The organism is Maribacter algae (genome assembly GCF_047345745.1).
Lineage (GTDB): Bacteria > Bacteroidota > Bacteroidia > Flavobacteriales > Flavobacteriaceae > Maribacter.
The window spans coordinates 387959-413189 of the sequence record NZ_JBLFES010000002.1 but is presented as its reverse complement, the minus strand read 5'-3'; the positions used below and the strand labels follow the sequence as shown (position 1 = coordinate 413189).

At 39.6% G+C, this 25231-nt stretch carries 12 protein-coding genes; 6 read left to right on the top strand and 6 right to left on the bottom strand.

The genetic code is table 11. The annotated features are described in order from the left end of the window. Positions 1–82 precede the first annotated feature (82 nt). From ACKWBX_RS08920 to ACKWBX_RS08910, 3 genes are all read right to left on the bottom strand, one after another. Positions 83–1099, bottom strand: coding sequence for a zinc-dependent alcohol dehydrogenase (locus ACKWBX_RS08920; RefSeq protein WP_413968326.1), 1017 nt, complete (start codon positions 1097–1099; stop codon positions 83–85). Between the two features lie 25 nt (positions 1100–1124). Then, positions 1125–2219, bottom strand: coding sequence for a glycoside hydrolase family 117 protein (locus ACKWBX_RS08915; protein WP_413968870.1), 1095 nt, complete (start codon positions 2217–2219; stop codon positions 1125–1127). A 134-nt stretch (positions 2220–2353) separates the two neighbouring features. Beyond that, the gene (locus ACKWBX_RS08910) at positions 2354–4858 is read right to left on the bottom strand and encodes a glycoside hydrolase family 2 TIM barrel-domain containing protein (protein WP_413968325.1); all 2505 of its coding nucleotides are present in this window, start codon (positions 4856–4858) and stop codon (positions 2354–2356) included. Between the two features lie 563 nt (positions 4859–5421). Here ACKWBX_RS08910 and ACKWBX_RS08905 point away from each other — a divergent pair. The 5 genes from ACKWBX_RS08905 (at position 5422) to ACKWBX_RS08885 (ending at position 16096) form a co-directional block, all read left to right on the top strand. Next, on the top strand, positions 5422–7137 hold the full coding sequence (locus ACKWBX_RS08905; protein WP_413968324.1) for a transcriptional regulator: 1716 nt from the start codon (positions 5422–5424) through the stop codon (positions 7135–7137). A 410-nt stretch (positions 7138–7547) separates the two neighbouring features. Then, on the top strand, positions 7548–10913 hold the full coding sequence (locus ACKWBX_RS08900; protein WP_413968323.1) for a SusC/RagA family TonB-linked outer membrane protein: 3366 nt from the start codon (positions 7548–7550) through the stop codon (positions 10911–10913). A 10-nt stretch (positions 10914–10923) separates the two neighbouring features. Then, positions 10924–12843 (top strand): RagB/SusD family nutrient uptake outer membrane protein, encoded by a 1920-nt coding sequence (locus tag ACKWBX_RS08895; RefSeq protein ID WP_413968322.1) that lies wholly within the window; start codon positions 10924–10926, stop codon positions 12841–12843. An 11-nt stretch (positions 12844–12854) separates the two neighbouring features. Next, positions 12855–14528, top strand: coding sequence for a hypothetical protein (locus ACKWBX_RS08890; RefSeq protein WP_413968321.1), 1674 nt, complete (start codon positions 12855–12857; stop codon positions 14526–14528). Positions 14529–14722: 194 nt separating this feature from the next. After that, entirely contained in the window at positions 14723–16096 is a 1374-nt protein-coding gene (locus ACKWBX_RS08885; protein ID WP_413968320.1) for a LamG domain-containing protein, read from the top strand. 86 nt (positions 16097–16182) lie between these two features. On the opposite strand, the gene ACKWBX_RS08880 is transcribed toward ACKWBX_RS08885, so the two are convergent. Both ACKWBX_RS08880 and ACKWBX_RS08875 read right to left on the bottom strand, forming a co-directional pair. Continuing rightward, a complete protein-coding gene (locus ACKWBX_RS08880; protein ID WP_413968319.1) occupies positions 16183–17706 on the bottom strand; it encodes a DUF1501 domain-containing protein in 1524 nt (507 codons plus the stop codon). A gap of 132 nt (positions 17707–17838) precedes the next feature. Continuing rightward, positions 17839–21081, bottom strand: a complete 3243-nt coding sequence (locus tag ACKWBX_RS08875) for a DUF1553 domain-containing protein (RefSeq protein ID WP_413968318.1) — start codon at positions 21079–21081, stop codon at positions 17839–17841. A gap of 434 nt (positions 21082–21515) precedes the next feature. Here ACKWBX_RS08875 and ACKWBX_RS08870 point away from each other — a divergent pair, with 434 nt between their 5' ends. Continuing rightward, positions 21516–23846 (top strand): T9SS type B sorting domain-containing protein, encoded by a 2331-nt coding sequence (locus tag ACKWBX_RS08870; protein WP_413968317.1) that lies wholly within the window; start codon positions 21516–21518, stop codon positions 23844–23846. Positions 23847–24274: 428 nt separating this feature from the next. Here the strand turns inward: ACKWBX_RS08870 and ACKWBX_RS08865 are convergent, their stop codons facing one another. Then, positions 24275–25213: a family 16 glycosylhydrolase gene (locus ACKWBX_RS08865; RefSeq protein WP_413968316.1), complete on the bottom strand. Its 939-nt coding sequence runs from the start codon at positions 25211–25213 to the stop codon at positions 24275–24277. Positions 25214–25231: the final 18 nt, after the last annotated feature.

The window sequence follows — 25231 nt, the reverse complement described above, 5'->3', positions numbered from 1 at the left end:
TATTGTGTAATTCCTTAAAGAAAGAAATCCTTTGGTATGTTTACTTATAATTGATTTGAACTTAAAATTTTGCGCTTTGAACTTATTGTTGACAATCCATCAACACTTTCATTCCGTCCGGATTTTTATCAATATCCTCAAAAACCTTCTGAATATTACTGAGTGGTTGTACGTCAGTAATCATTTGTTCAAAGGGGAGTTCATTTTTAGTAATGAGTTCAATCGCTTTTTCGTAGTCTTCCTTCTCATAAACCCTTGCCCCTATCAATTTCAATTCTTTCCAAAAGAATTTAAATAGGTCTACTTCCCGTTTTTGTCCATGGATGGCGACCATTAAAATTCGTCCTCTGATTCCTGCCAATTCGGTCATGACATCTAATGCAGGCTGTACACCCGCTACTTCAAAAACTACATCGGCCAAGCGACCTTCGGTCTGTTCTTTTACATAAGCTACCAAATCCAGTTTTGTGGGATTTACAGCGTTCAATCCTAATTCCTTTGCCTTCGCGATTCTATTTTCATTGACTTCGGAAACGATTACCTTCCCTCCCATTCTTTTTGCGACCATTGCCACTAAAAGTCCAATGGGTCCTCCTCCCAAAACCACAGCGGTCTCCCCTGCTTTCAATTCACTTAACCGAACATCGTGAACCGCAACGGATAATGGTTCAATTAACGCTGCCAGTTTCAAATCTGTATCCGTCTTTAATTTATGCAAGGTAAAGGCAGGTACGTTCCAGTATTGCTGCATGGAACCCGGACTATCGATTCCGATGAATTTTAAATTCTCACAAATATGGTTAAAACCCTTATCGGAAGGTTTTACCCCACGATCATCCAAGGGCCTTACGACCACTTTTTCACCTATTGCATAACCATGTACTCCCTCGCCAATGGCATCAATGGTGCCGGACATTTCATGTCCTATCGTTACCGGAATGTTCACGCGCTTGTCCATCATACCATGATAGATGTGCACATCCGTGCCGCAAACCCCTGAGTAAGCGACTTTGATTCTTACTTCTCCATGCTCGGGGGAATCAACCCCTTTTTCTATGACCGAAAAGGTTTTATTGCCTTCGTAAACCGTTGCTCTCATCGTTTAGATTGTTCTCTTTATTTTTTTATTTCGCTTTTTCGCCTTTTGCTACATGTGAAGTTCTTCTTCTTGACGTAAAACGCATAATACTGTTGTAATCCGAACTATTGTAGATGTGCGACAATCCCCAACGCAGAATTTCGGTGGGCTCTTTCTCATTGTCGGCGTGGCGATTGAGCCCAATAGCATGTGGAGCATCCTTGATCGATGCCACAATATTAAAATTGACACCATCTGGAGACCATTGTATGGTGTTCTTTTCCGGGCCGTCCGTAGTGATTAAAGCGGCAATTCCGCCATTATAGGGCCATACACAAATTTCATGACCGCTGTTACTGATCGGATTATAGGGCGATTTTACGTAAGGCCCTTCCGGGGTATCGGCAATGGCGACACCATGGCGAATCTGTCTGCCGCCAAATGTGATTTCCTCGCCCATTTGTTCTCCTTTATAATATAGATAGAATTTTCCTTTATAAGGTAGGATACACGGATCGTGTACTTTATGACTATCAAAATCACCTTTCTTTTCTACCATAAAGCGGTTTTGCTCTTCGCCCTTCCAAATACCGTTATCGGCCGGGCGAAGAATAGGCTCTTTACTTTTGGTCCACGGTCCGTTGGGAGAATCTGACCAAGCGAGACCGATTGTATTTTTAACACGCACGGTGTAGGGTGACTTTACGGCTTGGTAACAGAGATAATATTTGTCTTTATATTTCATGATTTCCGTTGTAAAAACGGAACGATCATCATAGGCTCCTTTTTCACCTCGGGCAACGGCAATACCTTCTTCTTTCCACGTAATGCCATCTTCTGATGTGGCATACCAAATATCACATCTATCCCAAGGCCAAACCTTATCCTTCTCCACATCACCCCCAAAACCTTGGGAAGGTCCCGTACTCCTGCTATACCAAACATAGTACTTGCCATTTTCAAAAATCATGGCACTGGGATCCCTACGAACGACGCCCTCTTCATAGGCCAAGTCCCCTTTTAAAGGTTGCAGGCTACTAAATTCTATAAACCATTCATTACCTAAATCCTTGGGCCATTGTAATGCCCGTTTTGATGCAGCACTGAGATAGTCTTTGTTGGTGATGCCCAACTTATCCATTTGTTCGTCCGTAACGATGATTTCCTCTTCGGATTCGGACTTCTTATCAGCCTTCTCCGATGATTCCGTAGTTGTATTACATGCGCCTAGCAAGGCTATCAATAAAATCGTAATCAAGTTAATGTTCGGTCTTTTCATTTTGAATGTATGATTATTGTATTGCTTGTTAATTGTTCTGAAGTTGCTTTTATTGTTATTTCAGATGTCGCTTTTTTTGATCTGATAATCAACAGGCACCTCCCTTTATCCGTTATTATACGGTTACTTTTAAGATCCTGTACATTATCATTGGCTCCCGTATCAACCCCTAATAATTCGGCTTCACCATCAATATTGAAACTTAGTTCGTGATTTTCCGTTTTTACGGGATTACCATTCTTATCGATCAATTGGGTGGTAATGTGTGCCACATCGTATCCGTCTGCGTCAAGTTCTTTTTTGTCCGAAATAAGTTGAATTGCCACAGGCTCGGATGTCGTTACGATTTGGGTCTCTACTAAATTACTATTTTTCTTTCCCCTTGCCAATAGCGTTCCTTCTCGAAAAGGGACAATCCACTTATAAATATGATCTTCAAAATCGGATAGCTTTTTTGTCCCTAAAGATTTTTCGTTCAGAAATAATTCTACCTCATCACAATTGGAATAGACTTCAACAATGCTGGTTTCTCCATCCTCATAATTCCAATGTTCGTTTACCGGATGCCAGCCCCAAAGTGCCTGTTTCCATCCATCAGGTTTTTTCTCAACAGGATTTCCACTGGCATCAGCTTTATATATGGACTTATCTTCTAGCTGGGTAGCCAGGTAAACGTGAGGTTTGCTGCTCCACAAAGATTTGAACATATGATATGATGGTTTTTCAAATCCGCCCATATCCAACAGGCCCGAATTGGAACCTTTCTTGGGCCATCCATTATTGCTCTCCCCCATGTAGTCTATCCCGGTCCATAGAAACGTACCCGAAATAAAAGGACGTTCCATGACCGCTTTCCATTCGTGCCATTGGCCTAGATTTTCAGTACCCATAATGGGTTTATCGGGATAGTTTTCATGACCATAATCATACAATACCCTACGATAACTGTAACCGACCATATCCAAAGCATCCGTATAACCGGATTCATGGCTTGCTGTAGGGAGAATACAATTGGCAATGATGTAACGGGTGGTGTCTAGCTCTCGTGTCCAATTTGCTAATTTCTTTGCAGTTTCCCCGATATCATATTTGCCTTTAGGAAGTGTTTTTAATTCTTCCTTTACTTTTTCAGGGGAATTAGGGGGAAGCGACCAAAAATAGTTTCCACTCCAATGCATATTATTGAAGAATCCGGTAGCATCCCCGTTCCTGGGATATGTCCATTCAATCTCATTGCCTATGCTCCATTGTATGATGGATGGATGGTTGCGATGTGCAAGAACCGTATTTTTTAAATCCCTTTCCGCCCACTCCTGAAAATGCTCCGTGTAGCCCCGGGTTATATAGTCTACGCTTTGCTCGTTCATATTGTTACGCTTGTCCTTGGGATTGTCCCATTCGTCAAAGAACTCATCCTGCACCAAAAAGCCCATTTCATCACAGAGGTCCAAAAACTCTTGGCTTCCGGGATTATGGGATATGCGAATGGCATTGCACCCTCCTTCTTTAAGTTTCTTCAAGCGCCTTTCCCAGACTCCCTTTGGTACCGCCGCTCCTACCAAACCGCCATCGTGATGTAAACAGACTCCTTTTATTTTCATATTTTCCCCGTTGAGGAAAAAACCCTCATTGGCATCAAAACGAATACTACGTATACCGAATTTAATTTCCTGTGTGTCCAAAATTTTATCGCCTTCGGAAATTGTAATTTTTGAAGTGTATAGATATGGATTATCAACACTCCACAATATAGGTTCTTTGACCAATATTTTTTTTGTAACAATTTTGCTACCTTCCTTTACGACCGAAAAATCATTTGAACTTTCACCAACCTTTACACCATCCATATTGAAAATTTCGGTAATGACCGTAACCCTCTTGTCTTCTGGATAGTGATTATTGATTGAAACCTCTATTTGAACTTCAGCCTGGTCTTTTGTAATTTTTGGAGTAGTAATGTACACTCCCCATATAGGAATATGCAATCTGTTCTTTACTAGAAGTTCTACATTACGATAAATACCGGACCCCGTATACCAGCGACTATCGGCATACCTTGTGCGATCTACCATTACATTTATAGTATTGGCATCTTTGTTTGTGTTTAAGTGCGGAGTTATATCGTAATAAAAAGGAGAATACCCATATGGGTGATTGCCCAATATTTCACCGTTCAAGGATACTTCCGCATTGTTGTAAACACCGTCAAAAAGTAAAAAGGCCATTTCATCTTTTGAAAGGTTTAAGGGAAACTGTTTTTCATACTCGCCGATCCCACCCGGAAGATATCCCGTAGCACCTTCACCATGAATAGAATCGAAAGAAGAAGCAACACTCCAATCATGCGGTAATCTAACGGTTTTCCAAGCTTGATTATGTGATGTGGAATCAATCAAACGAAACTGCCAATCAAAATTAAAATCGGTTTGTTTTAAAGAAATCTCTTTACTGCCGCAGCCTAGCAAAAAAAGAGAGATTAAACTAATTCGTAAAAAAAGCATCAATATAGTATGATTTAATATTTTGTGAACTTCTAATAAGCTTATAGTCCCACAAAATGTGTTACCGTAAGATTAAGTATTCATTTAGTGTATTTGTTACTTAAACTATTTTTTTAGTAGCACATATGTTTTACTAGATAGCATTCAACAACAAAATAAATTCAATTCGGTCAGCACCTATTTGTCTATATTCAGTGGGGGTGCAACCGTAAAATTTTCAACTGTACAAATTGCTAAATCCCAACTTTTGACCGCATTATAGTTTGCACCCTTTTTAAATGTCATGATTATTAAATTCTTAAATTCCCGAATATAAAATTCGCATCAAGAATATGAATATATCACGTTATACATTGGTTTCGTTATCAAATTCATATAATAAATATATGTTGGTCACTATTTTATCAATGAAACAAATATGATGATAACAAACTCGTCAGCAGCTATTTTAGACTGGATAAAAACTGAACACTACTTTTTTTTAGAATTTGAAGCCAATTCAACTAGACAATACAATTATCTTGTATCTTATCAAAAGAATGGATTAGTTGAGTTTAACGATAATGTTAGATTTAATTCAATCTGTTTCTAAGCCTATGAGAGATATGGTTTTTACTTTCGGAATGTTCGCTAAACGGTTGTTGCCTGTAAATTGGGGCAACATCATTTTCACCAAAGAAATCTTGTTTTCCTGTACCATCTGTATTTGCTCGCTGACTAGCCGTGGGCAAGTAGAACCGAAAACAAACATCAATCTTGAAAAGGCTCAAAGTTTACGATATACACAACCGGACAGTGCTATTTTTTATTTCAAAAAAAGTATTGAAAAGTACGTAGCCGAAAAAGACACTTTTAATTTGATAAACAACTTATATGAATTGTCCAATCTATATGCACACACTGTGGATTATGGTAATTCATATGACGGGTATTGGGAGGTCTTGATTTTAGCAGATCAAAGTAAGGATGATTTTTCCAAAGCAAATGTGTACCAAGCATTGGGTTGGTTGTATAGTTTTTATCAAAGAGACGATGAAGCGCTTAAATATTTTAATCTGTCCTTGACCATTAAAAAAGAACTTTATGGAAAAGGGGAAATTGCCTCGACGTATGTATTGAGCGATTATTTTTCCATGGTCAATTTCTACAGGGTCAATAATAACTTTAAAATGGCCAAAAAATATCTTGACAGTTGTTATGCCGTGCAGACAGAAACATTGGAGGACTACGGTACTAACTTTTATGTAGAAGCAGAGGCAGGATACCTAGATGCAATGGATAATGATTTTAAAAAAGGATTGCAAAGATTATTGGACTCCAAAGCCTTTTTTGAAAAAAACGACCCTTCTTACTTAATAGTAATCCATTACCTGTTGGGCAATGCATATCAATTACAGGGCGATTTTTTAAAGAGCGAGATGTATTTTAAGAACTCGTTGAAATTCTCAGAGATGTATAAAAGTCACTCCAATTATAAAATCATGGGACACGAGGGGCTATCGGCCTTATACGCCAAAGAGAAAAAATTCGAGAAGGCATTCAACCATTCAAATAGCGCAAGGGTTCTGACCACCAATATCTTTGGTAGAAAAAGTAAAAATAATCAACACTTGTTTGAAATAAACGATCGCTATAGAATTCAAAAAGAAAGGGAAAAAGAACGGATCAAAGAACAACATATCGCAGCACTTGAAAGCGAAGAAAAAATATGGGCATTAAAAGTTGTTCTATTAGGTATTGTACTTGTGGCAATGGTTATATATGGTTATCTATTATTTAAGAATATGAGAAGAAAGCATAGGTTGGAAAAAAACGCACTATTCGAAAAACAACAATTAGAATTGCAAAAACGAAATGAAATATTGGAAGTAAAGAATAAAGAACTTACCTCTTCAGCATTGCAGTTAATCGAAAAAGATGAATTTGTAGAAAAGTTGAAAAAAAATCTTTCAAATAACAAAGACACCATAGATGTAAAGACCATTCATAGAATGCTCAAAACAGTGCAAGGTTCCCCTAGCAGTAATTGGAAAGAATTTGAAGCAAGGTTTACGGCTATCAATAAAGATTTTTATAAGAATATTAAAAATAAATATCCAAATTTAGGTCAGACAGACCTAAAGATATGTGCCTTGGTAAAGTTAAATTTTTCAAGTAAAGATATGTCCTCTTTATTGGGAATCTCTTTGGAAAGTGTTCATACGTCTAGATATAGATTACGTAAAAAAATGAACCTTGACAGGACTGATAATCTATTCGAGTTTATTTCTGCGCTATAATATAATTCTTCAATTTTCCCTACCTCTTTTTTAAATGCCCGCCTTATTCCATTTTTTTACAAATGGTTTTTAAATTATCGAAAATCGATTTTAAAATAGAACGAACAGCGACTAATTCTCTTTCTAAATTGATGTTAGATTATCAATAAACGGTTATATAGATTATTTTATAAAGTTCAGATTCAATTTTAGTTAATTACTTCTTTTTGGCCAGTGTTACGGCGTTTTTTTAGCTATAAAATAATAAATGTTCAGTTTTTATCCAGTCATGTTATGAGTTTTGAGAATATCAAATAGTTAAATTGCCGTTAATAAAATGCATAATTCTCAATTTAATGCATATAGAATTATCCTTTTAACAAAAAAACCATTATAGAACATTAATATTTTAACTAGCTCAACTCAAATTTATGAAGAACAACAATGATTTTTGGAAAAGAATTTTTCCGTTTCTGTTTTTCCTTTTCGGTTTTTGCGCGCCCCAACTGTATGCGCAGGAAAAGGTAACCGGGCAAATAGTGGACGAGGAAGGTGTTCCTCTTCCGGGAGTTGCCGTAGTCGTAGAAGGAACCACTAGGGGCGTAGTTTCCGATTTTGACGGAAATTACGATATCTTGGCCAAAGAAGGTGAGACCTTGGTATTTTCTTACATCGGTTTTAGCACCATCAAAAAAAAGATAGGTACATCAAAGAAAATTGATGTACAACTGCAACCAGATGCCAAGCTTTTGGACGAGGTCGTCGTCGTCGGGTATGGAACCTTAGAGAAGAAGGAACTAACCGGATCACAGGTTTCCTTGAAATCCGAGGACATTAACAAAATACAGGCGGTTTCTTTCGAAGAAGCCTTGCAAGGTAAAGCGGCCGGAGTTTTGATTACCACTTCACAAGGTGGGCCCGGTGATGCAGCCACCATTCAGATTAGGGGAGCTACTTCTATAAATGCAAGCAGTGCCCCTCTATATGTTATAGATGGTGTTGAGATAGATGGTGATCCCATAGGAACGGGAGGTGCACAGGAAACCGGAGCCACTGCCGTTTCAAGTCCCCTATCACTGATAGACCCCAATAACATTAAATCAATAGATGTACTCAAAGATGCCAATGCAACAGCAATATATGGTTCTCGTGGGGCGAACGGTGTTGTAATTATCCAGACAAAAAGTGGTAAGGGTTCGGAACAGAAAGTCACAATGGATTTAGATATTACCACCGGGGTCCAGACCATTTCCAATCAAATAGACCTATTGAGTGCCCAAGAATATGTAGATCAATTTAGAGAAGCTTTTCCATGGAATCCGTCCAATACAACAACTACTTTTGAACAATTGGCTTTCAGGGACAACAACGGAAGACCATTGCCATTGGACGATGTGCAGTCTGACGGAACGCCCCGTTTTGGAATTAGAGATTTCAGGAACGAAATTTTTAGACCTGCAATTCTGAACAAGTATAGTCTGAGTGCACGAACCGGAAACGCAAATTCTTGGTTTAGCGGCAATATCAGTTATACAGATCAGGAAGGTATCGTAAAAAGTACGGATTACAGTAGAATACAGGCCTCTGTGAATATAGGAGCAAATATAACCCCTCGTTTACAGATCGGGGTACAAGCCAGTGGCGGAAGAAGCGCCCGTTCCGGAATCGTTTCCGCCGCCCCTGATGGAGGAGGTAGAGGCGGTTTTGGGGTAATTACCAACTTGGCATTGGCACCACCGGTTCAGGGTCGGTTTGATCGTTCTAGAAATGGTATTAACGCTGCTAATATCGTAAGGGACGAGTCCGGTTTCGTCACTTCGGTAGGTGGTAGGTTCGTAATAAATCCGGTACAGCAAGTGAACGAGACCGTTAGCAATGGCGCAGAGCTTTTTGGTTATATTTCCAGCTATTTGGAGTATAAATTAGCCGATGGTCTAAAATTCAGAAGTTCGGTTTCCTTCAATTCCTACGGTAATAGAGGAAGGGTCTACCTGCCCAGAACATTTGGTTTTGGACAAATAACTGGTGGTATTGCCACAATAAGTTCTTTTGACCAAACGCGATGGCAATCGAACAATACACTGACCTTTGATAAATTGTTCGCCGATAAACATAAAATCAATGTTGTTTTAGGTACCAGTGTTCTATCTAGCGAAACACATACACAGAATACAAGGGCTACGGAATTTCAAAGTGATTCCGTTAACTTGGATGATATTGGTGCGGGAACGAATATAGATGTAAATACGAACAGGCAGGAAAACGGGCTACTGGGTATTTTCGGGCGTATTAATTATGCCTTCGATAGCAGATACATTCTGAATGTAACCGCAAGAACGGATAAATCTTCAAGGTTCTTTCCCGGTTCTACGCAATGGGGGTTCTTTCCCTCGGCGGGCTTTACGTGGAACGCCTCGGAAGAATCGTTCTTAAAAGATGTCAGTTTTTTAAGCAATCTAAGATTTAAAGGAAGTATCGGTCAATCCGGAAACGATAAGATAGGGGTTTTTCAATCGCAACTCGCGTTTCAAAGTTCACGGTTTTTTGAGTTCAGAAATGGCTTTAGCGCAATAAATGCCGCAGCCGTAAGAAATGGCAGTAGGGCAAACGGCTTCTTTTTGTCAAGGGTTTCCAATCCCGATCTTACCTGGGAAACTACGACCCAATATGATATAGGTGGTGAAATAGGGCTTTTTAACAATAGGCTGAATATTGGTGTAGATTGGTTTCAGAAAGATACCAAAGATCTCTTATTGGAGAGACCAACGGCCAGTCAGTCCGGTTTCTCTTTTATTCTTGAAAACGTGGGAGAGGTTCAAAATAAAGGCTTTGAGGTTTCGGTCAGTAGTGTAAACGTCAACACCCCGAATTTTAAATGGAACACGGATTTTAATATAAGTTATGTCGAGAACGAAGTGGTTTCATTAGGAGGAGTTCAAGAAGAGTTTACCATAACATCAGCGGTGGGCAGAAGTGTTTCCAATGATTTTATAGTGAGGGAAGGCGAACCTTTAGGCTCTATTTACGGTTTTGAAAGCGATGGTGTTTACCAGTTTTCCGATTTTGTGGAATTCGATGGTCTGTCAGATGCTGAAGCCATAGCCTTATACCGGAACAATCCTGATGGCTCCTTGAGGCCTTTTGGTGGGGATTTTAATGGAAATACATTCACTCTAAAAGAAGGTGTTCCCAGAAGCGGAAACCCAAATACGAACAGACCTGGTCAACAAAAATTAAGAGATCGTAACGGTGATGGTATCATAGATGAAGGTGATCTAACCATTATCGGGGATACCAACCCACATCATTTTGGCGGAATGACAAATTCCTTCAGGTACAAATCTTGGGATCTATCCATAGCCATGAACTGGAAATATGGTAACGATATATATAATAAAAACAATTTTGTCGGTTTTAGTACAAATCAATTTTTGAACAAATATGGTGTGGCCAGAGAGCGTTGGACACCCAACAACACCGATACTGATATTCATAGCCTTAGGGGTCGTGTCAGGGAAGAGGGGTTCGGTACCGTTTCCGATTTTGTAGAAGATGGATCATTCCTACGTTTGCAGAACATAACCCTAGGGTACAATTTACCGGATAATGTGGTTGATCGGCTAGGTTTAGCACAATTGCGTTTTTATACCGCTGCGGACAACTTACACGTTTGGACCAATTATTCGGGCTACGATCCAGATGTAAGCGTCTCTCCCGGGGCGTTGACCACCGGTGTTGATTTTGATGCTTATCCAAAAGCGATCACATTTAGGTTTGGAATTAGAGCAACATTTTAAAAAAATTACCATGATACATAAAAACAAAATTATAATCTGTTTAATAGGCCTCTTTTTAGGACTTACCATTGGTAGTTGTGAAGAGGAAACTACAGAAAACAATACAACAACCGCTTCTTTTGGAACTTTGGACGAATTGTTGCAAAGTCGTCTACCCAGTATTTATGCCTCATTGCGTTCTGCCGCTCTTTATCGGCAAGGTGGCCTTCTTGGAACATGGTCAGATGTAGGGGTAGATACACATAGTGGTACACTGTTCCCTGTAAATTACAATCCACTTTACGGCTACAACTATACCGCAGGTAGTTTGTTGATAGGGCAAACGTGGTCGGAGTTCTATACTGCGGTCAAGCAGATCAATACTTTCTTAGGTCAAATCGATAGTTTTGAGGGCACCCCGAAAGAAAAGAACCCAGCAATTGCCGAGGCCTTATTTCTAAGGGGAATGTTGTATTTTGATATGGTCAAGATATGGGGGAATATTCCGTTGGTAGTAAATACGGATATTACGTTGACCACAGTGAGAGAAGATGCCAATTTACCCAATTCAACAGCCGAAGAAGTATATCTACAGATCATTGAAGACCTGCAATTTGCTATAGCGAACGGTTCTACCAGAGCGGGAGCCAGTGCCGATATCGCTTCAAAAGAGGCCGCACAAGCCTTGCTCGGAAAAGTATATCTGCAAATGACCACTACCAAAGAGTTTGGTGGTGTAGAAGGTGGTATAGATGCCAGTGGGAATGCAGTAAGTGTTGATCAGCGCTTTGCGATGGCGGAGAGAGAGCTGAGTGCGGTCATTGATGCAGGTATTTTTGCCCTGGAACCCAATTATGGTGATATCTTTTCTAATGAAGGTAATGATGAAGTCATATTCGCTGTAGGCTATGACGGTCCTAATAACGGTGTTGGAGGGGATTTCGGGGATTTCTTGGGACTGGGTGACAACAAAGACGGAGGTGCATTTGGAGCCTATAGGGCCAATATAGATTTTGCGTTTGAGTATTTGAGAAAAGACGGTCTAGTTGATCCTGACGGAACCGGGGCAACGCTGTCCGCAGATAATCTTTTACCTGCACCGAATCCAGAATTTTTTGCAATCGAAAATCAAAATTTCAGACCTGAAGTTCGTTTGTTGGGTCCCGATAATTTTGTATCGGATGTACGATATACCAGGAACATTGTTCGTTTTAGTCCGTTGACTTTAGCAAGGATGGCAAGGGGAGAAGATTCCGCTACGGAATTGGATATGTACAACGCCTTAAATATAGATTGGACAATTTGGAGCCCTTATAAATATATAAAGCCTATACCAAATCCTAACAATGCAGGTGATGGGACTATTGACTATCCGTTCTTACGTTATGCAGATGTTATCCTAATGAAAGCGGAAGCCCTGAATGCCTTGGGAAGAACGGCGGAAGCCAGAACCTTGGTAAACCAAATAATCGAGCGATCTATCAAACCTCGAATACTCAAAAGTATACCTGAGTTCGTCAACCCCAATGCTACGCCTATGGAAACAATCGAGTATAATTCACCTACCGAAACACAACCGGGAACTCCACAAAGTATACTCACAGCCGCAGTTGAAAATAATCTGGAAGCTACAGATTTGGATGACTACTTACTCCCTGAAGGCCTAAGCCAAGAAGAGATGTTGGATGCAATTGTTTTAGAAAGAGGCAAGGAATTATGCTATGAAGGAAAACGTAAAGACGATTTAATCAGAACAGGCAAACTGGATGATGCGATAGAGGGACTGCATTTAAATTCCGTAAGTCAAGGTACCGGTAATCAATTACCCGTTAAGGCCGCATTTAGCTTAGATCGGCACACCCATTGGCCAATACCTCAAGAAGAAATTATTTTAAATCCAAATTTACAACAGAATTGCCTTTACGGAAACGGTGGCGCTGGTTGTTTCTAAAAAAATATAGCATGAAAAAACAAATAATTCATATAGGTCGTTTTCTTGCAATGGTCATTATCTTGGGCAGTTGTGACAAAACTTTGGATAAGACTATTGTTCCTGAGAGTGAACTATTTTTTATAAACGTAGTAACGCCGGACATTCAATCCGTAGATCCCAACGATGATTCAGGGCTAGATGCTGTATTTTCGGCTTTTGTAGGAAGTGAGGTCACATTTTCCTCCACTACCCCGGATAGCGAGGTAGCGGAACGTGTTTGGACCATTCCCCAACCGGAAGCGAACGATACCGGATTGGCCAATGAGACCATAACAGATTTGGGGCCGATAACCCGGAGCTTTAGCAGGGCGAACAATCCTTCCGTTGGTATAGAGTCAAGAGGTTTTCCTATCATACTCACGGAAACGCTCACCAATGGAGACATCAACAGAGTTCAAACACAAATTCAGGTCAGAAATCAGGTCACGGCAGGCATCATCGCTCCGAGCGTTGCCACCCTAAACGTACCGACCAATGTCCAGGCATTGAGTGCTGCGGCCATGGGCTTATCGTCCACCGATATAAACGGAGATGGTCAATTACTATTGGAGTGGGATTTCGGGAGAGGGTTTATTGAAACTTCGTCTGGTCGGGCAAGTGCCATAACTACCAATATTGTGGACCAAAATTTTAATGTGATTTTTGATACCCCAACGGACCTTGATAGTACCGGGGAAATAATAACCCTAACGGTCACCAGAACATATCCTTTACGTTCTACGAATACTGTTCAAGTCCCTATTCTGGTCGTGGACGGGTTAACTCCTAACAGAGGAAATGGCAAGGACGCCATAAAATTATCGGCAGACGGAAACCAGATTACCGTGGGTTACGAAGAGCCCATAGGCGATATTTCGGTAATCAGTGCCGCAGATTTTGAATTGGCCATCGTAACCGATGAAATTACGGATATAGATTCTAAAAATACTTTTGATAATATTACGATAACAGGCATTTCTATAGACCCCGATAATCCTAATAATCTATTATTGTCCTTATCTTCCAGTATCCCATCTATTTTAATGGATAACGTTAGTCTATCTTTTACCTCTCGGGTATTGACCAGCCAATCAGGTGAAGATATTTCATTGTTCTTGAATTCCAATGTTTTTCCTACAGGAGAAAATTTAATGGCCACCATTAATGCTTCAGGTTTTGAGGATGCTACTAAATGGGCAGGCGGAGGCTTTTTCTGGCCAACACCAGAAAATAGTCCGGAAATATTATTTAGTACGGAACAAAGTTTTGATGGTAGTACTAGCTTCTTGTTTGAGACTACGGGCACAGATTTATCGACTGTAACGAACAATTTTGGCATTGGAACTAATATTATAGAGAATGGTCCTTTTGCGTTACCTGTAGATGCACCAGCTCAATATATCTTATCCTTATGGGTATATGTGGAAAGTACCGAGCCGGGAACCAACTTGACTTATTTTCTTTTGGATTTTGCCGATTTTTCAACTGGAGTCGATTTGAGCACATTACCCGTTGGACAGTGGGTGAAAATTTCGGGTACTAGATCTATAGCTCCTGGAGGAGATATCCGTTCCCTAATTAGAATAGTAAACGGTAATTCAAGTAGTAATTCAAGGGTTTTCATAGATCAAGTTGAAGTTAGAATCGTAGATGACGGTAGGTAGTTAAATTAAAAATGGTACTGAAAATAAACTAGCATTATATAAAGAAAAATTCTATTTCCATTTTCTGGAGAATAGTTTGAGTTAGTTTGTTAGTTAACTGTAAAGGCGAAAGGCTATCCATGCCAATCGCCTTTATACATAAGTGTTTTTCATTGGAAAAAGAAAGTTATTTTAAGGATTAAAAAATTGCTAAAATGAAAAAGATGAGCGTATATACATTAGTATTATTATTGTTGGTATTTTCGAATTGTTCCTCCTCTAAAGAGATGGACGTAGATGAAGAACAGCAAGAGGAAATGAAGGAAAATCCAATTGCCAATACCGATCCTACCGAAGGTTTTTCGTTAGGCAGTCTTAGAATCTCTAATAACATAGGGCATCCTCCATTAGGAATTGATTGGGGTTTTGTAGATTCACATTCGGATGATTTTAACTACTCCGGGAAAGATAATGGAGAATTTGTGTCCAAATGGAACGACACCTATTTTAATGCATGGCTAGGTCCCGGTCTTACTGAGTGGACGAGTAACAATTCCGATGTCGTAGACGGTAATTTGGTAATACAATCTTCTCGAAAAGCAGAAACCGAAAAAGTATACTGTGGGGTCATCACTGCAAAAGAAAAAATAATATATCCAATTTATTCTGAAGTAAGGGCCAAAGTGGCCAATCAAGTATTGTCTTCCAATTTTTGGTTTTTGAGTTCCGACGATAAGAGGGAAATAGATGTTTTAGAAGTGTATGGTGGTGACAGGGAAGGCCAAGAATGGTTTGCTGCACGAGCTTCTACCAATTACCACGTATTTGTTAGAGGCGATAGCAATGAAATACTACAAGATTTAAACGACCAAAAGCACCATACCGTATCGGCCAACGAAGAACCATGGCGAGATGATTGGCATCGTTTTGGAGTGTATTGGAAAGATGCTTTCACGCTCGATTTCTACTACGATGGCGAACTGGTGCGCCAGCTCAGAAAGAGTGGCATAGAAGACCCTGAAAATTTGGGACTGGATAGGGAGATGAACATGATCATAGATATTGAAGATCATGCTTGGCGTTCTTTTCCTTCAAACGGCAATCCACAGATAAGGGCAACTGATGCAGAATTGGCCAACGGTGACAAAAACGAATACCTTATCGATTATGTACACACTTACAAGCCTACCGATGCTTATGACGGTGGATTGATTTCCAATGGCTCATTTGATGACCCAAATCTAGGAAATTGGTATTGGAAAGGTAATATTGCCATTAATACAGATTTTAATGACAATCAAGGGGAGACCTATGCGGTTCGGTTAGGAAACGATGCCGCATTGATTCAAAAAATCGATGTAACCAAAAACACAGAATATTTACTAAAGGGCAATTTTAAAACTAACAATAACTCATCCGTGAGCTTTGGAATATTTGAAGGGGAGAGTAAAAACATTAATGCGGCAGAAGATTGGCAAGAGACAAGTGTTACATTCAACTCCGGAGATAACTCCGTTATTTATGTGACTATAAACAACAAAGGGGATGATACTATTCTAGTAGATTCCTTTAGTTTAACTCAACAATAATATACTTGTTGATTAAAATATTTCCACAAGTATTCCAATAGTTTTTCCTGTAGCGATGAACATTATTATATACAGTGATTTTTCTATTAAGCGAGTAAATCCTTGACTATATGCCCATGTACGTCCGTAAGTCTAAAACGTCTTCCTTGATGCTTATAGGTTAATCGCTCGTGGTCTATTCCAAATAAATGTAATAGGGTAGCATGAAAGTCATGTACATGTACAGGATCTTTGACCACATTATAACTAAAGTCATCTGTTTCCCCATAGGTAAATCCAGGTTTTACACCTGCTCCGGCCATCCACATTGTGAATGCCTTGGGATGGTGGTCCCGACCGTAGTTCTTATGAGTCAATTGTCCTTGAGAATATACGGTACGGCCAAATTCCCCTCCCCAAATAACCAAGGTATCTTCCAACATGCCACGCTGCTTCAAATCTTTGATCAGTGCTGCATTGGCCCTGTCGGTCATTCTACACTGATTTGCAACACCACCGGGGCAGGCAATGTGTTGATCCCAACCTTGATGGTACAGTTGAACGAATTTAACGTCCTTTTCCAATAATTTTCTAGCCATCAGGCAATTAGCAGCATAAGTACCCGGGTCTCTACTCTCTTCTCCGTACATATCAAAAATATAATCCGGCTCATCTGAAATATCCGTGACTTCGGGTACAGAGGTCTGCATACGGAAAGCCATTTCATATTGTGTCATACGGGCATTGATTTCCGGGTCACCATAAGTATCATGCTGCATGTTGTTCAGTTTACCCAGATAATCCAACATATTGCGACGGTCGTTCCCGTCATAGTTTTCTGGGTCACTTAAATAAAGTACGGGATCTTTCCCGGAACGGAATTGAACTCCTTGATGTTCCGTAGGTAAAAAACCATTTCCCCACAGACGGGAATATAACGGTTGACCTCCCATATTTTTTGTGATCAATGTTATAAACGTAGGCAGGTTATCATTGTCCGAGCCTAACCCATAACTCAACCACGCTCCAATTGAAGGACGACCGGGCAATTGGTTTCCAGTCTGTAAAAATGTGATTGCCGGATCGTGGTTTATTGCATCGGTCTGCATCGATTTTATAAAACATAAGTCATCAACAATTTCTGCGGTATGCGGCATAAGTTCGCTCACCCATGCTCTAGACTCGCCGTACTGCTTAAAATCCATAATGGATGGTGCTATGGGGAATACTGTTTGTTCTGCACTCATGCCCGTTAACCGCTGCCCTTTTCTAACAGATGGTGGCAAATCTTTTCCAAACATCTTCTTAAGGCCTGGTTTGTAATCAAAAATATCCAATTGAGAGGGTCCACCACTTTGAAACAGATATACGATACGTTTGGCTTTTGGCAGATGGTGTGGCAAACCATGTCTGTTTTTATTGTAAGAATCTAGAAGGGCACCGGCATTGGCGGCATCTAATTTGCCATTTTTGACAGCACCCCAAGCCTTGTCCGCGTTTAAAAGGGAACTAAAAGCCAACGCCCCTATACCCAAAGATGACTTGGTCAGAAAATTACGCCGATCCCATTGTCTTTCAACCTGTTGAAGATCATGATTGGTAGATTTCAGCGTTTTATGAATATGGCACATATTTTTCTTTATTATCTAGTTCATTAGGTGTTAACAACACCTAATTTTAGGATTATTACTATCAATAAATCTTACTTTAGGAAAGTAACATAATCTTAAATATTCAATTATTAATTCTTTTCATGCTAAACACTATCGTTTCATGATGACAACATCTGAATTCATTATCGTACTCGCAACCACGGCATTGGCGGCAATCAGGGCACCATCTACCCCATTATCTATTTTAAATTCACCGGTATTAAGCCACCCTAGTGTCTTCGTTTTGTTCTTATCGAATTTATTATATTCTACTTGTTGTAATTCTGCCAGAAGCTTAAGCTCATTGGAGTATATTTTTCTTCCCGTAAGTTTTTTAAAGACCATCGATATCCCTTCTTTGGGGTCGGAATACTGCAGCATACTGTTGCCCAATACGCGAGATGCCTCGATATAGGTTGGATCGTTCAACAGCACCAAAGCTTGTAACGGTGTGTTGGTCTCTTGCCTGCGAACCGTACACAAGGAACGCTCCGGAGCATCAAAAGTTGCGATAGTGGGGTTTGGGACAGTACGTTTCCAAATGGTGTACATACTTTTCCTATATAGTTTTTCGCCTTTATCCTGTTCGTAACTAGAACCATTTATTTTCCAAAGTCCTTCAGGTTGATACGGTTTTACGCTAGGTCCACCGATAGTCGAGTTCATTAGCCCAGATGCGACCAGAACATTGTTTCTCAGCATTTCTCCTGTCAACCGTTTTGATGGTCCACGCGCCAACATTCTGTTTTTCCCGTCTATTTCCAAAAGTTTTGCACTCGCTTTTGAAGATTGCCGATAGGTATTGGACATTACCATTAACTTATGAAGTGCTTTCACATCCCATCCGGACTCCATAAATTTTATGGCCAGCCAATCCAACAATGCAGGGTGACTTGGTAGTTCGCCCTGATTGCCAAAATCCTCTACCGTGCGAACAAGGCCTATGCCAAACATATTCTTCCAATACCTATTGACCGCAACTCTAGCGGTCAGTGGATTCTTTTTGCTCGTTACCCATTGTGCCAGTCCCAAGCGATTTTTGGGAAGACTATCAGGATAGGAAAAAATACGCTCAGGTGTATTGGGGTAAACCCGTTCTCCGTAAACATCATACTGGCCTCGCTCCAGTATGTACGTTTCCCTGGGCTTTTCCATTTCTTTCATCACCATAATCTCCTTGACCTTTTCTACACTGTCTACATAAATTTCCCTTGTTTTCCCGAGTTCTACCAAGGATTTTTGATATTCCCTAGATCTAGTAGTTAAAAAGTAATCTATTAAATACTCTCTTTCCTTTTTGGAAAGCTCATCTTTTGACTTAGCCAAAATAGGGTCTAAAAGTATTGGTTTGGAAATCTGTGCAACTTCCAAAGGAGTAAGTTCCTTATCGAACACTAAAATGTCATCTGCCTTTCCGCCCCCTATACCTTTACCTCTCCATATGGCACCTATTTGTAACCCCGGTTCAATAGGTTTATCGTAAATATAATCCTCATAGTTATCAAAAATGATGTCCTTATATAAATTATCATTAATTACATGGGTCTCTTCCTCTTTTCCATCAATATAGACTTTTAAGCCATCAGCCTTACTGGAACCATCATACGTCATAGTCAGCTGAACCCATTTTTCCTTGGGCACATCGGTCAGCGTACGTTCTACTATAGCGTTGTCCGGCCATACGTGAGCCAACAAAACTTCAATTTTATTCTCTTTTACGCTTAAATGGTAACCGCGATAACTATGGAGTTGGGTAGAGTTTTGTTTGTGAAAGACCACTCCGTTTTCCAAGTCACTGGGCAAATATACCTGTATGCCTATACTGAAAGGTTCGTTACGGCGAAACACACCTAATTTACCCATATCCAACCAAGTATCGCCATCAAATGAAAGTCCCTTTCCCGTATGCCCTTTGGTGAAAACTGTTTTTTGATCTTTAGAAAACTGTTGCTTCATTTCCCCTTTGTGAAAAGGGGCTATGGTATTATTGATGGTTCCGTTATTGAAATCGATTTTAGCAATTAAATTACTAGGTATGGATTTTTTATCGATTTTCTTATAGCCTTCGGATGCTATCCATTTTGTGGCTTCAATACTTTCCGACTTGACAAGCTGCGTAATATGTTCTTCTTTTTCATCAATTAATCCTTGAACATACGTCAGGAATTTCTCCTCTTCCTCAGTGGGGAGCATCATATTGGGTACCGGCATGGACCAGTCCCATGGTATTTGTCCAGATTCGTTCACATTATTGAAGAAGCTGTACATTTCAAAATAATTTTTCTGCGATATAGGATCGTATTTGTGGTCATGACATTTGGCACAGGCCATGGTAAGCCCCATAAAAGCTTCGCTAACAACATTCACCCTATCCGAAACATATTCCGATCTAAACTCCTCATCAATGATTCCTCCTTCAAGATTTTGAGGATGCAAACGATTAAAAGTAGTCGCTAAAATTTGTTCTTTTGACGCATTGGGCATCATATCGCCTGCCAACTGCATTCTTAAAAATTTGTCATAAGGCATATTTTGATTGAAAGACGCTATGACCCAATCTCTCCAAACAGAGACATCACGATACCGGTCTACAGTATATCCGTGGGTATCCGCATATCGGGAGAGGTCCATCCAATCCAAGGTCATCTGTTCTCCATAATGCGGAGAGGCCAACAACCGATCAACTTGTTTTTCATATGCATTCGGGGAGCTATCACTCAAAAAAGCATCTATTTCCTTAGAGGTCGGTGGTAGTCCGGTCAAATCAAAACTGACCCTCCTGAGCAAAATCTCCTTTTCAGCGATTGGGCTGGGTTCCAAACCTTCCTTCTCCAACTTTGCCAGTATGAAATTATCGATTGAATTTGATACTTTATCCTTTAGTTTGATTTTTGGAGGGGTTTGCTGTTTTGGTGGGAGAAATGCCCAATGATCTTTATATTCCGCACCCTCCTCTATCCATTTCACCAATAACGCCTTCTCATTTTCGGTCAAGGAAAGATGGGAGCTTGGTTCTGGCATTACAATATTCGGGTCATCCGTAAGAATCCGGTGAATTGTTTCACTTTTTTTCAAATTTCCGGGAACTATGGCAAATTTACCGGGCGTATTAGGAAGTTCCGCAAATGCCAATTCCGGTGTGTGCAGTTGTAAACCAGCTTTTACCTTTGCTTGATCGGGGCCATGACATATAAAACACTTGTCAGAAAGTATAGGCTTTATATGAATATTAAAATCAATTTCCTTGGGCAACGATTCATAAGCTACTTGTACCTCTTGCGGTAAATCAGGACCTCCACATGATGCAATAAATACAAAGCCCAAAAGGCCACAAATACTTCTAATTATAGCCATAAATACTTAGCAATTAACATATTTATAAAGGTAACTTTTTCGAATAGAAAAATATTGACCAAATCAGATATTCAATTATACATTTCCGACTTTATCATTTTTCTATCTTGTAGAAACTAGTTCTCTATTTTGACAATAATCAATTCAATTCAAAGGTTTTTTTGATATATCGATTTAAAATAAAGATATCGAGAATAAAATTTTGGATGTTATATCTCTTTCTGCATAGTTTCTGCATTAGAAAAAACTCCAACTGACAACTATTTTCCAAATGGTGGATTCAGTTGTAAAAAAGGGCCCTGTAGAAGTATTTCTTGATGTAATGCAATTTTTCAATAAAGGTCATTTTTTTCATTATTCAGGTATGGCTAAAAGTCAAAAAATTAAGAATTGCGATTAAAGTAACAGTTTAAAATAGCGTATATTTAAGTGCTATGAAAAAACAACTCGAATTATTACGTCTTAGTACGTATTTTCTTGTCTTCTTTGTTTTTTTTATGGGTAATGCCCAACTAGAAGGGACCAACTGGTATTTTGGCCAAAATGCTGGAATTAATTTTGGGGATGGCACTACAGCTTTACCCTTTACTTTATCTGATGGAGTGTTGGTGACCGATGAAGGGTGCTCCTCCGTTTCCGATAAAAATGGTAACCTGCTTTTTTACTCGGATGGTGTAAATGTTTACAATAGGGCACATTATCGTATGCCAAATGGAGATAACTTAAAAGGCTCCGATACCAGCACACAATCGGCCGTAATCGTTCCCCATCCTTCGGATCATCGTCTGTATTTTATATTCACGGTGGGAAAATCCGATAATATCGATACCAAAGATGGCCTTAACTATTCGGTGGTAGACATGGATCTTGACAACGGCCATGGGGATGTGGTGGCCAATAAAAAGAATATTCAACTATTGTCAAATACTACGGAAAAGCTCTCGGCAATAGTACATCCTACCCGGAATTCATTTTGGTTGGTCACTATGACCAATGACAAAACGTTTCATGCGTTTGAACTTGCTGAGGATGGTTCCATAAAGCCTGCAATCAAATCCGGATTTCCCGGTTTTATACGTGACGGTCGTGGATCCCTTAAAATTTCTCCCAACGGTAATTACATCGCCACGGCCAATTACAGTGATGAATCTGCTTATTTATACCGTTTTGATTCAAACACGGGCAGCGTAGACCTTGAGCAAAGGATTAATGGCGGCGATAATTTCTTTCCCTATGGGGTGGAATTCTCACAAGATAGTAAATTCTTATACTTAACTACTTATAGCGCTAACGATGACGAGACCTATTTGCTCCAATACCGTACGGCAAATCAAGGCATCAACAATTCCAAAGAAATCATTGCTATAGATGATTTCTTTAGGGGATCATTGCAGCTAGGCATCGACGGAAAAATATATAGGGCGAAACCGGAAAGCGATTATTTGGGCGTTATCGCCAACCCTCACCTGCCAGGTCTATTGTGTAACTATAACTCTGAAGCGGTTGTATTGGGTGGGGGAATATCAAAGGAAGGTTTACCTTCTTTCATCCAATCTTCATTTACATCGGATATACAGATCAATACTAATTGCCTAAATCAAGCTACCACTTTTAGTATAAATACGAACCTGGATATTCAATCTATTTCTTGGAATTTTGGGGACCCTAGTTCCAATACCAATAATTTTTCCACTGAATTAAGGCCATCCCATAGCTATCCCGATTTTGGCTTATATGAAGTAAATGCCAATGTAACTTTTAACGATGGCCGTACTGTCAGATTTGTAAAAGAGGTTGAAATATATGAATTGCCATTGATCGATACCATTGAGGAGATCCAACTATGCTATGCCAACATTTCTGAAGTAGAACTGTTTTTAAATGAACAGACCCCTGCAATTTTAGGTGCTCAAGATGCATCGATTTTCTCGGTCTCGTACCATGCAAGTCTAGTGGATGCAGAAACAAATAGAAATCCACTTTCCTTTCTTTTCAAACCAAGTACCAATTTGGAAACCATCTTTGTACGCGTGGATAACACTGAATCCCAAAACTGTTATACTACAGGCTCGTTTGATATAATTTTAGAAAAAGTAGACCCTATCGCCATTGAAGATAGTGTTTATCTGTGCGAAAACGGAACGGTTGAAGTAAACGCTTACCAAGATAGCGGCGTATCATATTTATGGACTAACGGTGCGACTTCCTCATCAATAGAGCTCCAAGATTTAGGAAACTATTCGGTAACAGTTTCATTTGAAAGTGGATGTTCCCTGACCAAATCTTTTGAGGTAGTTGCACAACCATTATGGCGAATTTCTGAAATTGAAACAAGTGAAGATATGGCAACCATACGTATGGTTGGAAATGAATCGTTTTTATTTTCCATTGATGGATTTACTTTTCAGGAATCAAATACATTCAACAATCTTCTGCCTGGCATCTATACCGCCTATATCACTGATAGCAATAGGTGTACCATTTTAACGAAACAATTTTCAATTTTTGGTTTGCCAAAGTTTTTTACGCCCAACAATGATGGGGTAAACGATATTTGGGACATAAGCTCACTCACTTTTATACCCGATTCGGAGGTATATATATTTGATAAATTTGGTACGCTATTAGCTCAATTGAACCCCTTAAACAATAAGGGATGGAATGGAACATTCGCGGGCAAACTACTCCCACCTTCCGATTATTGGTATAAAGTGGTTCGCGTGAATGCGCCGGACTACAAGGGACATTTCACCTTGAAAAGGTAGTTTCCCTCACCACCTACGATAATTAACATGAGTTAGATATTAAACCTCGGGGTTTGTATCCGGAATATTAACAGATATGAGCATCGTCACTTCGAGCGCAGTCGAAAAGTCTTTAAAATATACGCTTAAAGGAGGTCTCGACTGCGCTCGACCTGACAGTTAATCATAAAAAAATGAAAATCAATTCAATACTAATTGTTCAGTAGAACTCACGTTAATCATTAAAGCTGCACCACGCATCGCTCAAGAAGGGTTTTGAAGGTTTACGTACTGTTTTACTATGTTAAGAAACACGTTAATCCTATCTTGATAGCATGTCTTTAACCGCGAAACAATTTGAAATTCCAAAAACTGCTCTAAAATAACGAAGTTGGATTCAAGTGGGTCTCCTACATCGTTTTAACAAATGTGAAGATAACTTTTAAATATTAATCGGTATCCTTTTTCCATACACGTATATAATCAATGTTATAAGTAGTGTCTAGACGCTCATCATCTGGGAAAGCATACAGCCATTTATTAGATTCACTATTGAGATTTATATGCAGGTTCTGGTGCCAATATACATTTTCAGATTCGCGAAACAAAATACCATCAAGATACCAGCGTATAACGTGTTTATTCCATTCCAATCCCCATACATGGTATTCTTTCTGCAATTCAAAAGGGATATAATAATTTTGTCCGAAAGATTTGAGTTCCGTGACGTCACCCTTATCCGGAGGTGCGGAAAAAACGTGCAGGTTGGACGTGAGTGTGTGTCTATTTTCCACAACACCAGGGTTGTTCTCACAAATATCGATTTCCGTTCGCCAGTTATCCGTATACCACCAGTTGTATAGCCAAAAACAGCTAACCCAAGGTGCATCCATCAGTTTGGCCTTCATTTCAAAATAACCATAGGTAACAGATTCTTTACTCACTACCCAACCTATGTTATGCGTATAGCCTTGAGGATAATTTGGCGATTCTGCATTATTAATGGATAGAATTAATTCACCGTTCTTTAGCGCTACATTATCTTTATGCAACATTGACGGTTTCCTACCAAGCCAAGTAGGATTGGTATCGTACCATTTTTCACGATTAAGGGTACCCTCCTCAAACTCATCGGAAATTGCAGTTCTAAGAATCCATGAAGTGTCATCTTGATGCGACAATGGCAGCTCATTGGTCTTTCGTTGCGGAGTATTTGCAAAATTTAAGGAATCCGTAAAATACTCCGCTGTTTTTGTAGCATCCTGAGCCATTAATTGCCCCATCGCGATACATACTATCAGCAGTAACGCTATTTTAATATTTCGGACCATTTTAAATTCTTGTTTTTCTAAAGCCGATCTCATATAATGCTGGGTACATGCCGACATGATTCATTGTTATGATAA